General features: G+C 75.1%; 16 protein-coding genes. 11 read left to right on the top strand and 5 right to left on the bottom strand.

Annotation, left to right across the window (positions count from 1 at the left end; all coding sequences use genetic code 11):
• Positions 1 to 26 precede the first annotated feature (26 nt).
• From AC1UE5_RS18870 to AC1UE5_RS18855, 4 genes are read right to left on the bottom strand one after another with little or no spacing between them, the layout of a single operon-like run.
• A complete protein-coding gene (locus AC1UE5_RS18870; protein ID WP_482926368.1) occupies positions 27 to 779 on the bottom strand; it encodes a DeoR/GlpR family DNA-binding transcription regulator in 753 nt (250 codons plus the stop codon).
• Entirely contained in the window at positions 773 to 1,369 is a 597-nt protein-coding gene (locus AC1UE5_RS18865; protein ID WP_482926366.1) for an NUDIX domain-containing protein, read from the bottom strand. The genes AC1UE5_RS18870 and AC1UE5_RS18865 overlap by 7 nt, the downstream gene beginning before the upstream one ends.
• Positions 1,366 to 1,737: a DUF4406 domain-containing protein gene (locus AC1UE5_RS18860; RefSeq protein WP_482926364.1), complete on the bottom strand. Its 372-nt coding sequence runs from the start codon at positions 1,735 to 1,737 to the stop codon at positions 1,366 to 1,368. The genes AC1UE5_RS18865 and AC1UE5_RS18860 overlap by 4 nt, the downstream gene beginning before the upstream one ends.
• 57 nt (positions 1,738 to 1,794) lie before the next feature.
• A complete protein-coding gene (locus AC1UE5_RS18855) occupies positions 1,795 to 2,268 on the bottom strand; it encodes a hypothetical protein (RefSeq protein ID WP_482926362.1) in 474 nt (157 codons plus the stop codon).
• Between the two features lie 116 nt (positions 2,269 to 2,384).
• Between AC1UE5_RS18855 and AC1UE5_RS18850 the strand changes: the two genes are divergently transcribed.
• From AC1UE5_RS18850 to AC1UE5_RS18815, 8 genes are read left to right on the top strand one after another with little or no spacing between them, the layout of a single operon-like run.
• A complete protein-coding gene (locus AC1UE5_RS18850; protein ID WP_482926360.1) occupies positions 2,385 to 3,014 on the top strand; it encodes an MOSC domain-containing protein in 630 nt (209 codons plus the stop codon).
• Positions 3,015 to 5,108, top strand: coding sequence for a replication restart helicase PriA (priA, locus tag AC1UE5_RS18845; RefSeq protein ID WP_482926358.1), 2,094 nt, complete (start codon positions 3,015 to 3,017; stop codon positions 5,106 to 5,108).
• Positions 5,109 to 5,153: 45 nt separating this feature from the next.
• Positions 5,154 to 5,858, top strand: coding sequence for a response regulator transcription factor (locus AC1UE5_RS18840; RefSeq protein ID WP_482926357.1), 705 nt, complete (start codon positions 5,154 to 5,156; stop codon positions 5,856 to 5,858).
• On the top strand, positions 5,855 to 7,183 hold the full coding sequence (locus tag AC1UE5_RS18835) for a sensor histidine kinase (protein WP_482926355.1): 1,329 nt from the start codon (positions 5,855 to 5,857) through the stop codon (positions 7,181 to 7,183). Before AC1UE5_RS18840 ends, AC1UE5_RS18835 begins: the two co-directional genes overlap by 4 nt.
• Before the next feature lie 45 nt (positions 7,184 to 7,228).
• A complete protein-coding gene (locus AC1UE5_RS18830) occupies positions 7,229 to 7,780 on the top strand; it encodes a hypothetical protein (RefSeq protein ID WP_482926353.1) in 552 nt (183 codons plus the stop codon).
• 29 nt (positions 7,781 to 7,809) lie between these two features.
• Complete coding sequence (locus AC1UE5_RS18825; protein ID WP_482926351.1) at positions 7,810 to 8,880, top strand: peptidoglycan-binding protein; 1,071 nt, start codon at positions 7,810 to 7,812, stop codon at positions 8,878 to 8,880.
• The gene (locus tag AC1UE5_RS18820) at positions 8,877 to 9,551 is read left to right on the top strand and encodes an ABC transporter ATP-binding protein (protein ID WP_482926349.1); all 675 of its coding nucleotides are present in this window, start codon (positions 8,877 to 8,879) and stop codon (positions 9,549 to 9,551) included. Before AC1UE5_RS18825 ends, AC1UE5_RS18820 begins: the two co-directional genes overlap by 4 nt.
• Positions 9,548 to 10,729: an ABC transporter permease gene (locus AC1UE5_RS18815; protein ID WP_482926347.1), complete on the top strand. Its 1,182-nt coding sequence runs from the start codon at positions 9,548 to 9,550 to the stop codon at positions 10,727 to 10,729. The genes AC1UE5_RS18820 and AC1UE5_RS18815 overlap by 4 nt, the downstream gene beginning before the upstream one ends.
• On the opposite strand, the gene AC1UE5_RS18810 is transcribed toward AC1UE5_RS18815, so the two are convergent.
• Entirely contained in the window at positions 10,715 to 11,044 is a 330-nt protein-coding gene (locus AC1UE5_RS18810) for a hypothetical protein (RefSeq protein ID WP_482926345.1), read from the bottom strand. The two genes, AC1UE5_RS18815 and AC1UE5_RS18810, sit on opposite strands and share 15 nt — an antisense overlap.
• Before the next feature lie 36 nt (positions 11,045 to 11,080).
• Between AC1UE5_RS18810 and def the strand changes: the two genes are divergently transcribed.
• From def to ligD, 3 genes are read left to right on the top strand one after another with little or no spacing between them, the layout of a single operon-like run.
• A complete protein-coding gene (gene def / locus AC1UE5_RS18805; protein ID WP_482926343.1) occupies positions 11,081 to 11,677 on the top strand; it encodes a peptide deformylase in 597 nt (198 codons plus the stop codon).
• Position 11,678: 1 nt separating this feature from the next.
• Complete coding sequence (fmt, locus tag AC1UE5_RS18800) at positions 11,679 to 12,566, top strand: methionyl-tRNA formyltransferase (RefSeq protein WP_482926341.1); 888 nt, start codon at positions 11,679 to 11,681, stop codon at positions 12,564 to 12,566.
• Positions 12,563 to 13,438 (top strand): non-homologous end-joining DNA ligase, encoded by an 876-nt coding sequence (ligD, locus tag AC1UE5_RS18795; protein ID WP_482926339.1) that lies wholly within the window; start codon positions 12,563 to 12,565, stop codon positions 13,436 to 13,438. Before fmt ends, ligD begins: the two co-directional genes overlap by 4 nt.
• Positions 13,439 to 13,477 lie beyond the last annotated feature (39 nt).

Genomic DNA, 13,477 nt, shown 5'->3' with positions numbered 1-13,477 from the left:
CGCGGCGACGTCGCAGCGCGGTGGGGTCAGCGGACGACGTGGAGCCCGAGGTCGGTGAAGGGGGAGAGGGCGTCCTCCGGGGTGTCGGGTTCGGTGGCGAGGTGGGTCAGGGCGGTGGCCGGCGCGATCGTGAAGGGCGCGACCGTGCCGAGCTTCTCGCGCGAGCACAGGCCGACGACGCGGTCCGCGCGCGCGACCATCACGCGGCGCACCTCGGCCTCCTCGAAGTAGCCCTCGCTGATCCCGTGCTCGGCGTGCAGCGACCACACGCCGAGGAAGCAGACGTCCGCGGTGATCCGGCGGAGCGCCTCGACGGTCTGGCCGCCGACGCACACCATCGCGCGCGAGTCGAGCGTGCCGCCGACGAGGATCACCTCGATGCCCGGGCGGCCACCGAGGGCCGTGGCGACCGGGGGCGCGTGCGTGACGAACGTGCCGGTGAAGCCCGGCGGGATGGCGTCGACCAGGTGCAGCGCCGTCGAGCCCCCGTCGAGCAGCACGACCTGCCCCGGCTCGAGCAGCGACGCCGCCGCGCGCGCGGTCGCGATCTTCCCCGGCACCGCCTGCTCGGCGCGCCCCTCGTACGTGACCGGCACCCCCGACCGCGCGATCGCGCCCCCGTGCACCCGCTGCAGCGACCGGTCGTCCGCGAGCTCGTCGAGGTCGCGGCGGATCGTGTACGCCGACACCCCGAGCAGCTGCTGCAGCTCCGCCGCGACGACGCGCCCCTCCGCCGCGAGGATCTCGAGGATGCGGCGCTGGCGCTCCTCCTTCAACATGGCTGAGCGGGGGCGAGGACGCCGGCGCGGTCGGCCCACTGCAGGAGCATCACCGTCTTGCCGTCGACGATCTCGCCGCGCTCGACCATCGCGAGCGCCTCGGGCAGCGTGGGTTCGAGGAGCTCGATCCGCTCCCCCTCCGCGGCCACGCCGGCCTCGGCGACCGTGCGGGCGGCGGCGGAGTAGGGCGCGGCGAAGAAGGTCACGCGCTCGGTGACCGAGCCGGGCGACATGAAGACCTCGAACAGGCGCTCGACCTCACCGATCTCGACGCCCGTCTCCTCGGCGGTCTCGCGGCGGATCGCGGCCTCGGCGTCCTCGTCGTCGAGGAGGCCCGCGGGCGTCTCGATCAGCATCCCGTCCGGGTGGCCGTTGACGAAGGCCGGCATCCGGAACTGGCGGGTCAGCAGGACGGTGCCGCGCGCGGGGTCGTAGAGGAGGATCGTCGCGCCGTTCCCGCGGTCGTACGCCTCGCGCGACTGCCGCGTCCACGCGCCGTCGCGGCCGCGGAAGTCGAACGTCACCTTCCGCAGCGTGTACCAGTCGTCGGAGAGGACCTCGGTCGCGACGTTGCGGACGTCCGGGTTCACGACGCCACCGCCGGAAGCTCGTCGGCGGCGCGGAACACGCGGCCGCCCGCGCCCGTCACCAGCTCCACCATCTCGTCCGCGCCCGCCGACGGCCCGCCGATCCGCAACACCGCGTCGCAGCGCACCGCGAGGCGCCGCGCGACGGGGTGGAAGATCCGGTCGAACGTCGGGTCGCCGTGCGCGCCGCCCGCCGTCTCGATCAGCGGGAGCGCGAGCGCCTCGCCCGTGACCGGCAGGTGGCCGGCGTCGAAGACCGCCAGCGCGGCCGCGTTCATCGCGTCGACGTTGGCCTGCAGCTTCGCCGGGTCGTCGCCGGTTCCCGACCGGTACGGCCCGGCGACGAGCACCATGAGCGGAGTTGCGTTCATGCGCGTATGGTGCACAAACGCGCAGAGAAGCGCAACCAACCGCGCAGAAGCGGGCGCTCACGCGTGGTGCGCGTCGAGCCACTCCGTGATGCGGAGCACCGCGGTCCGGCGGCGGCGGAAGTACGTCGCGCGGCTGATGTGCAGGCCCCAGTGGACGCTCTCGTGCGCGCGCCCCTCGAAGTACGACCGCTGCACGATCAGCCGCAGGAGCTCCTCGTCGTCGTCCTCGCCGAACGCCTGCGCGACCGCGTCCTCCAGCAGCGCGCGCACGGCGATGGCGCGCTCGGCGGGCGGGAGGTCGACGGGCGCGAGCGCGTTGCCCGCGAGGCGCGACGGCCGGTTGAAGTCCCGCAGCGCGTCCTGGACGTCGTCGAGCCGCACGGCCGGGGCGGGCGTGGGCGCCGGCGTGAAGATCAACTGCGCGCCGGTCGGACGTGTCGCGGTGCGGCGGTGGTCGTCGGCGAGCGGGAGGCGGCCCACGAACCAGACGGCGGCGGGGGCGGTGGGGGCGGCGGGAGAGAGCGTCAGCATGGCGATGATCCTGCGCTCGCCGCGACACCCCGACAACAGGGCACGACCCTGAACCGAACCCTGGTGTTGCGGGCGCCGCGAGGCCCGCCGGAGCGGGTGCGACACTGGATCGCCTCATGGCCTCGGTCCTCAGCGTCAACGTCGGCACCCCCAAGGACGTCAACACCGGCAGGCGCATCGTGCGCACCGCGATCTGGAAGACCCCGGTCGAGGGGCGCGTCGCCGCGCGCGGCGTCAACCTCGAGGGCGACGACCAGGCCGACCGGCGCGTGCACGGCGGGCCGCACAAGGCGGTGTACGCCTACGCGATCGAGGACACGCGGTGGTGGGAGCAGGAGCTCGGCCGCGAGCTCGGCCCCGGCGCGTTCGGCGAGAACCTCACCCTGAGCGGCGTCGACTGCACGAACGCGCGCGTGGGGGAGCGGTGGCAGATCGGCTCGGCGCTGTTCGAGGTCGTGCAGCCGCGGCTGCCCTGCTTCAAGCTCGGCGTGCGCCTCGACGACCCCCGCATGCTCAAGCGGTTCGCGCAGGCGAGCCGGCCCGGCGCGTACCTGACGATCGTCACCGAGGGCGACGTCGGCGCGGGCGACGCGGTCACGATCGCCGCACGCCCCGAGCACGATGGGACCATGCGGCTCATCAGCGACGCGCTCCTGCTCGACGAGGGCCTGCGCGCGAAGGCGGCGGAGACCCCCGGGCTGATCCCGGATCTCCAGCGCTGGCTGGCCGAGACGCCCGTGGCCTGAGTGGGCGCGCGGATCGCGAAGGTCGAGCCGCTGACGACGGCGCGCGCGCTGCGTGGGCCGTTCGACTACTGGCTGCCCGACGGCGCGGGGAAGGGCTCGCTCCTCGCCGTCCCGTTCGGACACCGCGACGTGACCGGCGTCGTGGTCGACGTCGCGGACACGAGCGAGGTCGCGCCCGACAAGCTCGTCCACCCGCGCCGCGTGCTGCCGGAGGACCTCCCGCCCGACCTCGTCGACCTCGCGCGCTGGATGGCCGCCGAGTACGCCTCGACGTTCGCCCGCGCGCTCCAGCTCGTCCTCCCGCCCAGCGGCGCCCGCGCGAAGACCGCGCTGTGGGCCGAGCGGACCGCCGCGGGCGACGCGGCGCTGCGGGGCGAGGCGGACGGTCGTGCGCCGACCGAGACCCAACGCGCGCTGCTCGAGAGCCTGCCGCGCTGGACCGGCGCGGACACCGCGGCGCTGCGGCGCATGGAACAGCGGGGGTGGGTCAGCGTCGGGTCGCGACCGCGCCGGAGGGTGGTCGACCACGCGCAGGTCGGCGCGCGCGGCGCCCGGCCGACCCTGACGGACGCCCAGCGCGCGGCGCTCACGGAGATCGAGGCGGCGCTCGCCCGTGGCGAGGTCGAGCAGCTCCTCCTGCACGGCGTCACGGGCAGCGGCAAGACGGAGGTCTACCTCGGCGCGGTCGAGGCGGCGCTGCTCGCGGGCCAGGGCGCGATCGTGCTCGTCCCCGAGATCGCGCTCACGCCGCAGATCGTCAGCCGCTTCGTCGCGCGGTTCGGCGACACGGTCGCGGTGCTGCACTCCAAGCTCTCCAAGGGCGAGCGCTACGACGAGTGGCAGCGGCTCAGGACCGGCGAGGCGCGCGTCGCGGTCGGCCCCCGCTCCGCCGTGTTCGCCCCCATCGAGGAGCTCGGGCTCATCATCGTCGACGAGGAGCACGACCCCAGCTACAAGCACGAGGGCGACCCGCGCTACGACGCGCGGCACGTCGCGACCAGGCGCGGAGCCGTGGTCGTGGCGGGCTCGGCGACGCCGCGGCCGGAGTCCGCCCACGCGCTGCGGACGCTCAAGCTCCCCGACCGCGTCGACGGCGCGCACCTCCCGCCGGTCACGCTCCTCGACATGCGCGGCGTGAGCAGCGCGCTGCACCCCGACACCGTCGACGCGCTCCACACCTCGGACAAGTCGATCGTGCTGCTGAACCGGCGCGGGTGGTCGAACTTCCTCACCTGCGGCTCGTGCAGCCACGTGTGGATGTGCCCGGAGTGCGACGTCTCGCTCGTCCTGCACCGCGCGCAGGGGTTCCTGGCCTGCCACCACTGCGGCCACCGCGCGCGCATCCCCACGAAGTGCACCGAGTGCGGGAGCGTGAGCGTCGCCCGCCACGGCGCCGGCACCGAGCGGCTGGAGCACGAGCTGCACGAGGCGGGGCTCACCGTCTTCCGCCTCGACGCCGACGTGCAGCGCCCGCAGGAGATCCTCGCGCGGTTCGAGCAGGCGCCGCGCGCCGTCCTCGTCGGCACGCAGATGGTCGCCAAGGGCCACGACTTCCCCGACGTGACGCTCGGCGTCGTGCTCGACGCGGACGCGACCCTGCGGTTCCCCGACTTCCGCGCCGAGGAGCGCACGTTCGCCCTCGTCGCCCAGCTCGCCGGCCGGGCCGGGCGGGGCAGCGCGGCGGGCCGCGTGCTCGTGCAGGCGATGGACCCGCACGCGGAGGTGCTGATCCACGCCGCGCACCACGACGCGGAGAGCTTCCTCGACGGCGAGCTGCAGCGGCGGAAGGCCCTTCGCTACCCGCCGTTCTCCACGCTCGTCCGCATCACGACCGCGAGCGTCGGGCTCGCGGACGCGCAGCGCGCCGCGGACGCGATCGCCGCCGGCATCCGGTTCGACCTGCCGCCCGGCTCCATGCTGGGCCCCGCGCCGCTGTTCCGCCTGCGCGGCAAGGAGCGGTTCGTGCTGCTGCTGAAGGTGCCGGTCGAGCAGCGCGCGCAGACGGTGGCGGTGATCGCGGCGGCCGTCGAGGCGGTCGCGAAGGACCGCGCGCACAAGGACGTCGCGTTCTCGGTCGACGTCGACCCGCAGTAGCGATTCAGCCAACGTTCAGATTCGTCGAAGAGACTCGGCCGCATCATGCGCGTGCTGGTGGTGGACGACGAGCCTGCGGTGCGCGACGCGCTCGGCCGGGCGCTCGCCGTGGAGGGGCTGGAGGCCAGGCCGGTCCACGACGGGACGCAGGCGCTGACCGCGCACGCGTCCGAGCCGGCCGACCTCATCCTGCTGGACGTCCTCATGCCCGGGATCGACGGGCTGGAGGTGTGCCGGCGGCTGCGCCGGGTGGGCGACCGGACGCCGGTCCTGATGCTCACCGCGCGGGACGAGGTGAGCGACCGGGTCGCGGGTCTGGAGGCCGGCGCCGACGACTACCTCGTCAAGCCGTTCGCGGTCGAGGAGCTGCTGGCCCGCATCCGCGCGCTGCTGCGCCGCTCGGCCTGGGAGGGCGGCGAGGACGAGCCCGAGGACGCCCCGCTGCCCGAGCTGCTGCGCTTCGACGACCTCACGCTCGACCCGGTCGCGTACGAGGTCCACCGCGGCCGCCGGCTGATCGAGCTCACCCGCACCGAGTACCTGCTGCTGGAGCTGTTCCTCCGCCACCCGCGCCAGGTCCTCACCCGCGCCCAGATCTTCGACCGCGTCTGGGGCTACGACTTCGGCCCCGCCTCCAACTCGCTGGAGGTCTACGTCGGCTACCTGCGCCGCAAGACCGAGGCGGAGGGGGAGCCGCGGCTCCTCCACACCGTGCGCGGCGTCGGCTACGTCCTGAGGAGCGCCCAATGAGGCACCGCACCGTCCTGCTCACCGGCGCCGGCGTCGCGACGGCGATCGTCCTCGCGGCCGTCGGGACGTGGCTGATCGTCCGCGATCAGCTCCGCGGCCAGGTCGACCGGGCGCTGGCTGCCCAGGTCGGCCAGGTGCGCGCCGTCGACCCGCGCGGGGACGTGCTGGCGATCGGCACCCGCGAGGCCCGCCCGCTGGGGCCGGCGGTGAAGGTGCTGCGGCGCGAGCCGGCCGCGCCGGGCGGACCCGGGTCCGGCGACGCGGTCTTTCGCGCGGCCGTGCCCCCGGATCCGCTCGGCGGCGCGACCGCGTCGGTGCAGGTCGTCACCGCCGGCGGCGGCGAGCTGCCGCCGATCGGCGGCTCGCTCCTGCCGGTCACCGACGCGGTCCGCGCGGTGGCGAGCGGCCGGCGCGGCGACTACTTCGAGGACGCGCACGTCGGCGACACGCACGTCCGCGTCCTGGTCGCGCAGGCGCCCGGCGGCGGCACGGCGCTGATGCTCATGCGGCCGCTGAACGAGGTCGACAGCACCCTGCGCTCGCTCGCGTTCCTGCTCGCCGTCATCGGCCTGCTCGGGGTCGGCGGGGCGATCGGCCTCGCGCTCGTGGTCGCGGGGGCGTTCGAGACCGTGCTCGCGAAGCTGCGCCGCTCCCAGGACGCCCAGCGCCAGCTCGTCGCCGACGCCTCGCACGAGCTGCGCACCCCGCTCACCAGCGTCCGCACGAACGTCGAGCTGCTCGGCCGCCACCCGGCGCTCCCGCCCGAGGAGCAGGCGCGCGCGATCGCCTCGGCGCGCGACCAGCTGGAGGAGCTGACCGTCCTCGTCGGTGACCTGATCGACACCGCCCGCGACGGCCCGGTGCCGGACGCCGAGCTGGAGGAGCTGCGCCTCGACGTGCTCGTGGAGGAGGCGGTGGAGCGGGCGCGCCGCATCGCGCCCGACCGCGTCTTCAGCCTCCACCGCGAGCCCGTGCTGGTCACCGGCTCGCGCCGCCGGCTCCACCGAGCCGTGACGAACCTCCTGGACAACGCGATCAAGTTCGGGCCGCCAGGACGTGAGGTGGAGGTCAGCGTGGACCACTCGGGGGTCGCGGTGCGCGATCACGGCCCCGGGTTCGACGCGGCCGACCTGCCGCACGTCTTCGACCGCTTCTACCGCGCCGACGGCGCCCGCGGCGTGCCCGGCTCGGGGCTGGGCCTCGCGATCGTCCGCCACGCGGCCGAGGCCCACGGCGGAGCCGTCCTCGCGGAGAACGCGGCGGGCGGCGGCGCGCGGCTGACGCTCGCCCTGAGCGGCGGCGTCGCCGCTTCAGCGACCTCCTAGCCCGCGTTCAGCCGCTTCTCAGCCGCGCGGCGTGAGCTGCGCGGCATGAGACGAGCACTGACGGTCCTCACGGTCTGCGCGGCGGCGGCGACGTTCGCGGCGTGCGGCGACGACGGCGACGACGGCTCCACCGCGAACGCGAGCGGCGGCGGCACCAACTCGAGCGAGGAGGTCAGCCCCCAGGACGCGGCGCTCGACTTCGCCCGCTGCATGCGCGAGAACGGCGTCGACATGCCCGACCCGCAGGTCACCGAGGACGGCGGCATGATCATGATCCGGCCCGGGAAGGGCGCGAAGCTCGACGAGGGCGAGGGGCCGAACCCGACGCGCGAGAAGGCGCAGAAGGCGTGCGAGAAGCACCTCAAGGCGATGCGCCGCGAGGTCACGCCCGAGAAGCGCGAGGAGATGGAGGACAAGATGCTCGCGCTCGCCAAGTGCATGCGCGGCGAGGGCGTCGACTTCCCCGACCCGCAGCCGGGCCGCGGCCTGAACATCGACCGCAAGATGGCCCAGCAGCCCGGCTTCCAGCAGGCGCACGAGAAGTGCCACGAGCAGGTCGGCCTGCCGTCGCCGGGCTCCCCGGAGGGTGACCAGTGACGACGGCGGCGCAGCGGGTCCCGCCGGACATGGCCACCGGCCCCCGCAACCGCGCCCGTACGGCCGTCGTCCTCGCGGTGGGCGTCACCGCCGGCGCGGCGCTGTGGGGCCTCGCGACCCAGGGCGACGGGAGCGATCCGGCGCCCCAGGCGGAGGTCGCGACCGGCGTGGCGGCGGTCGAGACGCGCGAGCTGGTCGACCGCGAGGACGTCGACGGGACGCTCGGCTTCGCGGGCAAGCGCACGGTCGCCGCGACCACCGGCGGCACGCTCACGCGGGTCGCGGAGGAGGGGCGCACGGTGACGCGCGGGCACTCGCTCTTCGCGATCGACGACACGAGCACCGCGTACGTGATGTACGGCGAGACGCCGGCGTGGCGCGCGCTGTCGACGAGCGTCACCGACGGCCCGGACGTCGAGCAGCTCGAGCGCAACCTGCGCCGTCTGGGCTACGACCCCGACCACGACATGACGCTCGACGAGGACTTCGACTGGGCGACCGCCGCCGCCGTCCGGCGCTGGCAGGACGCGCGCGGCGTCACGGAGACCGGGACGGTGCCGCTCGGCGACGTCGTCTTCGTGGACGGCCCGGTGCGGGTCGGCTCGCACGAGGCCGAGGCCGGCGACGCGGTCGGCCGCGGGCGGCCGGTGACGAGCCTGTCGACGCGGGCCCGGATCGTCACCGCGCGGCTCCCGGCCGGCCGGCAGAGCCTGGTCGAGCGTGGGGACACCGTGACCGTCACGCTGCCCGACGGCTCCGAGGTCGGCGGCCGCGTGAGCGAGGTCGGCCGGGTCGCGTCCGTGCAGGGCGAGGGTGAGGAGGCGACGGTCAAGCTCGAGATCGCCCTGCGCGGCAAGGAGGCCGACGCGCTGGAGCTGGACGGCGCGCCGGTCGCCGTCGGCGTCGCGCAGAGCGAGGCCGAGCGGGCGCTGGCCGTCCCCGTCGAGGCGCTGCTCGCGACGGGCCAGGGCCGGTACGCCGTGGAGCTCGCGGGCTCCAAGAAGCTCGTGCCGGTCGAGCTCGGCGGGTTCGCGGACGGCTGGGCGGCGGTCTCCGGCGCCGGCCTGCGCGACGGCACCAAGGTCACGGTGCCGCGATGACCGCGCTCGCCCCGTCGCGGACCCCCGTCCTCTCCCTCCGCGGCGTCGGCAAGACGTACGCGGGCGGCGTGCACGCGCTCGACGGCGTCGACCTCGACGTGGACGACGGCGAGCAGGTCGCGATCGTCGGGCGCTCGGGCTCGGGCAAGTCGACGCTCCTGCACGTCACGGGGACGCTGGAGCGGCCGTCGACCGGGACGGTGACGATCGCCGGCCACGACGTGGACAGCCTCAGCGACGCCGAGCTGGCCGGCCTGCGGGCGCGCACGATCGGGTTCGTGTTCCAGCAGTTCTTCCTGCTCGACGGGATGACGGCGCTGGAGAACGTGGCGGAGGGCCTGCTCTACGCCGGCATCCCGCGCGCCGACCGGCTCGCGGCGGCGGAGGAGGCGCTCGAGCGCGTGGAGCTCGGCCACCGGATGCACCACCGGCCCAACGAGCTGTCGGGCGGCGAGCGCCAGCGCGTCGCGGTGGCGCGGGCGGTCGTCCACCGGCCGCGCATCCTGTTCGCCGACGAGCCGACGGGCAACCTCGACACGGCCACCGGGGCGCAGGTCCTCGAGCTCCTCCGCGGCCTCGGCACGACGCTGCTCGTCATCACCCACGACCGCGAGGTCGCGGCGGCGCTGCCGCGGCGGGTGGAGCTGCGCGACGGGCGGCTGGTCGCATGATCGCGTCGAAGGTGCTGCCCGCGGACCTCCCGCGACTGGCCGCCGTCGGCCTGCGGACGCGCCGCCTGCGGGCCGTGCTCTCCGCGCTCGGGGTGGCGATCGGCATCGCGTCGCTGGTGGCGATCCTCGGGCTCAGCGCGTCCTCACGGGCGGAGCTGCTCGACCGGCTCGACCGGCTCGGCACGAACCTCCTGCAGGTCACGCCCGGCCAGACGATGTTCGGCGACCAGGCGACGCTGCCCGACCAGGCGCGCGGGATGCTCGCGCGGGTGGACGGGGTGGAGAACGTCGCCACGGTGACGCGCACCGACGCGATCGTGCGGCGCACGGACAAGATCCCCGCGGAGGAGACCGGCGGCATCTCGGTCGGCGCGGCCGACACGAACCTCCTCGGCGGCCTTGAGGCGCGGGTCGCGCGCGGGCGCTTCCTCGACGCGGCGACGTCGCAGGGCCAGGCGGTCGTGCTCGGGGCGGTGGCGGCGGAGCGGCTCGGGATCTCCCGGCTCGGCGTGCGCGTGACGATCGGCGGGCGCTGGTGGACGGTGATCGGCATCCTCGCGCCGATCGAGCTCGCCCCCGACCTGGACCGCAGCGTGCTCGTCGGCCGGCCCGCGGCGGAGCGGCTGCTCGACGCGGGCAAGGACGCGAGCGTGGTCTACCTGCGCGCCGATCCGGACCGCGTCGAGGCGGTGGCCGCGGTGCTGCCGACCGCCGCGAACCCGGAGGCGAGCGACGAGGTCGAGGTCAGCCGGCCGTCGGACGCGCTGGAGGCCAAGGCGGCCGCGGACGACGCGCTCACCGGCCTGCTCGTCGGGCTCGGCGCGGTCGCCCTGCTCGTCGGCGGGATCGGGATCGCCAACACGATGGTCATCGGGGTGATCGAGCGGCGGCCGGAGATCGGGCTGCGCCGCGCGCTCGGGGCGACCCGGCGGCACGTGCGGGTGCAGTTCCTCGGCGAGGCGGTGCTGCTCGCGGGCGGCGGCGGCCTGGCGGGCGTCGCGATCGGCGCGGCGGTGACCGGCGTGTACGCCGAGGCGCAGGGGTGGCGCGCGGTGGTGCCGCCCGAGGCGGTCGTGCTCGGGCTCGCCGCGGCGCTGGCGATCGGCGCGGTCGCGGGGCTCTACCCGGCGGCGCGGGCCGCACGGCTCAGCCCGACCGAGGCGCTACGAACCGCGTAGGCGGCGCTTCCAGCGGTGCGCGCGGCGCTTGGCCGCGTGCTCGAGGTGGCCGAGCGTGCCCTTGTGGGAGGGCAGCTCGGTCGCCTCTTCCGCGTCGATCGTCAGCGTCACCTTGCGGTTGGTGATCTCCGCGACCTCGGGCGCGTCGACGAAGCGGCGGCCGTCGTCGGTCTTCACGACGATGCCGTCGAAGATGTGCTCGCGCGCGTTGTCGAGCACCTGCGCGACCGTGCCGAGCGTGACGCCGTCGCTCGTCACCACCGGCGTCCCGCGCGGCAGGACCTTGTAGCCGATCCGGTGCTCGTCCTCGTCCATGCCTCGAACCCTACGGGTGCATAGACTCGGAACCGCATGAGCGAGGAGCAGCTCGACACCGAGGTGGAGCCGGTCGAGGAGCGGCCGGTCCTGGATCCCGAACGGGCCGCGCGGCGCCAGGCGGCGCTCCGGCACATCCGCCAGTACGGCGATCCGGTGCTGAAGACGCGCGCCCAGCCGGTGGCCGTCTTCGACGACGCGCTGCGCCGGCAGATCGAGACGATGGGCCAGCTGATGGAGGACTCGATCGGGATCGGGCTCGCCGCGCCGCAGGTCGGCATCACGCAGCGGCTCTTCGTGTACCGGGTCGAGCCCGACTCGCCGCTGCAGGTGATCGTCAACCCCGAGGTCGAATGGTCCTCGCGCGACAAGGAGTGGATGGAGGAGGGCTGCCTGTCGCTGCCCGACGTCCACGTCGAGGTCGAGCGGCCGGTGCACATCCGCCTGCGCGCGCAGGACGCGTACGGGGACGAGATCCTCGTCGAGGCGAGCGGGCTGGAGGCCCGGGTCATCCAGCACGAGTCCGACCACCTGGACGGCGTGCTGATCCTCGACCGCACGACCCGCGAGCAGCGCAAGGACGCGATGCGGGCGCTGCGCGAGGCCGAGCAGCAGCGGTCGGCCCCGGTCTAGCGTGCGCACGGTCTACCTCGGCACCTCCGCGTTCGCCGCGGCGATCCTGCGGCGCCTGGCGGCGAGCGACCACCGGCCCGTGCTGGTGGTGACGCGGCCCGACGCGCCGAAGGGCCGCGGGCGCAGGCTCGCGCCGCCGCCGGTGAAGGACGTCGCGGAGGAGCTGGGGATCGAGGTCTTCCAGCCGGCGAACGTCAACGACGACGAGAGCGTCGAGCGCATCGCCGCGGCGGAGCCCGACGCGGTCCTGCTGTGCGCGTTCGGGGCGCTCATCAAGGAGCCGCTGCTGTCGCGCTTCGGCGCGATCCTCAACGTCCACCCGTCGCTGCTGCCGCGGTGGCGCGGCGCGGCGCCGGTCGAGCGGGCGATCATGGCGGGCGACGACGCGACGGGCGTGGCGATCATGGCGCTGACCGCCGGGCTCGACGACGGGCCGGTCGCCGTGTGCGGGCGCGAGGTGATCCGGCCCGACGACACGTACGCGACGCTGGTGGAGCGGCTCGAGCCGCTCGCGGCGGACCTGCTCCTGAGTGTCCTCGACGAGCAGCCGCCGTTCGAGGAACAGCCGTCCGAGGGCGTGACGTACGCGGAGAAGATCACCGCGGAGGACCGCACGCTCGACCCGGCGCGGCCCGCGAGCGAGCTGGCGCGCGTCGTGCGGGCGCTGACGCCCCACATCGGCGCGCGGATCGCGCTCCCGGATGGCACGATGCTCGGCGTGCGCGACGTGGCCGTGAAGATGGACGGGCCCGCGACGGGGGAGTGGAGCGGCGAGGACGGCTGCCTGCTCGTCGGCACCCCGGACGGCGCGCTGGAGCTGCGCGAGGTCCAGCCGCCCGGCAAGCGCTTCATGCCCGCCGCGGACTACCTGCGGGGCCGGCCCCTGTGAGGCCGGAGGAGATCTCCAAGCCCGACAAGCCGCTCTTCCCGGACGGCACGACGAAGCTCGACCTCGCCCGCCACTACGACCGGGTGGCCCCGTTCATGCTGCCCCACGTCCACGGGCGGCCGCTCAACCTCGAGCGCTATCCGGACGGGATCGAGGGCAAGCAGCTGTTCACGCAGCAGGCGCCCAAGCACTTCCCCGACTTCGTGGAGCGCGTGCGCGTGCCGAAGAAGGGCGGCTTCGTCGACCACGTCGTCGTGGCGAACCGCGAGACGCTCGTCTACCTCGCCGGCCAGGCGTGCATCGCGCTCCACGCGTGGATGTCGCGGCGTGACCGGCTGGAGCGGCCCGACCGGCTCGTGCTCGACCTCGACCCGTCGGTGGACGACTTCGCCGCGGTGCGGCGGGCGGCGCTGGAGGCGGGCGACCTGTTCCGCGAGTGCGGGCTGGTGCCGCACGCGCTGGTGACGGGCTCGCGCGGGGTGCACGTCGTGGCGCCGCTCAAGCGGACGTCCACGCACGAGACGGTGGCCGAGGTAGGGCTGAAGATCGCCGCGGTGCTGGAGGAGCGCGACCCCGACGCGCTCACCACCGAGTTCCGCGTCGCGAACCGCGGCGACCGCATCTACCTCGACGCGGGGCGTGTGCGGTGGGGCCACACCGCGGTCGCGCCCTACAGCGTGCGGGCGAAGGACGGCGCGCCGGTGGCGACGCCGATCGCGTGGGAGGAGCTGCGCGACGACGCGCTCCGCCCGGACGCGTGGACGGTGCACACCCTCGCGGAGCGTCTGGAGACCGTCGGCGACCCCTGGGCCGACATCGCGGCGTCAGCCCGCGGCCTCTCTGAAGCGCGCCGCGCCCTCGGCCTCACCTGAGGTCATGCGCCTTCTCGACCCATATGGTCGAAAAGGCGC

This window comes from Parviterribacter multiflagellatus, assembly GCF_056863265.1.
Note: the sequence above shows the minus strand (reverse complement) of the source record. Positions and strands in the feature narration are given on the sequence as shown.

Excerpts from the sequence above, each read along its gene's own strand:
- AC1UE5_RS18830 (WP_482926353.1), top strand. The coding sequence starts at position 7,229 with ATGAGACGAGCACTGACGGTCCTCACGGTCTGCGCGGCGGCGGCGACG.
- AC1UE5_RS18810 (WP_482926345.1), bottom strand. The coding sequence starts at position 11,044 with ATGGACGAGGACGAGCACCGGATCGGCTACAAGGTCCTGCCGCGCGGG.
- AC1UE5_RS18860 (WP_482926364.1), bottom strand. The coding sequence starts at position 1,737 with ATGAACGCAACTCCGCTCATGGTGCTCGTCGCCGGGCCGTACCGGTCG.
- AC1UE5_RS18850 (WP_482926360.1), top strand. The coding sequence starts at position 2,385 with ATGGCCTCGGTCCTCAGCGTCAACGTCGGCACCCCCAAGGACGTCAAC.
- AC1UE5_RS18835 (WP_482926355.1), top strand. The coding sequence starts at position 5,855 with ATGAGGCACCGCACCGTCCTGCTCACCGGCGCCGGCGTCGCGACGGCG.
- AC1UE5_RS18815 (WP_482926347.1), top strand. The coding sequence starts at position 9,548 with ATGATCGCGTCGAAGGTGCTGCCCGCGGACCTCCCGCGACTGGCCGCC.
- AC1UE5_RS18820 (WP_482926349.1), top strand. The coding sequence starts at position 8,877 with ATGACCGCGCTCGCCCCGTCGCGGACCCCCGTCCTCTCCCTCCGCGGC.
- AC1UE5_RS18825 (WP_482926351.1), top strand. The coding sequence starts at position 7,810 with ATGGCCACCGGCCCCCGCAACCGCGCCCGTACGGCCGTCGTCCTCGCG.
- AC1UE5_RS18870 (WP_482926368.1), bottom strand. The coding sequence starts at position 779 with ATGTTGAAGGAGGAGCGCCAGCGCCGCATCCTCGAGATCCTCGCGGCG.
- AC1UE5_RS18855 (WP_482926362.1), bottom strand. The coding sequence starts at position 2,268 with ATGCTGACGCTCTCTCCCGCCGCCCCCACCGCCCCCGCCGCCGTCTGG.
- AC1UE5_RS18840 (WP_482926357.1), top strand. The coding sequence starts at position 5,154 with ATGCGCGTGCTGGTGGTGGACGACGAGCCTGCGGTGCGCGACGCGCTC.
- def (WP_482926343.1), top strand. The coding sequence starts at position 11,081 with ATGAGCGAGGAGCAGCTCGACACCGAGGTGGAGCCGGTCGAGGAGCGG.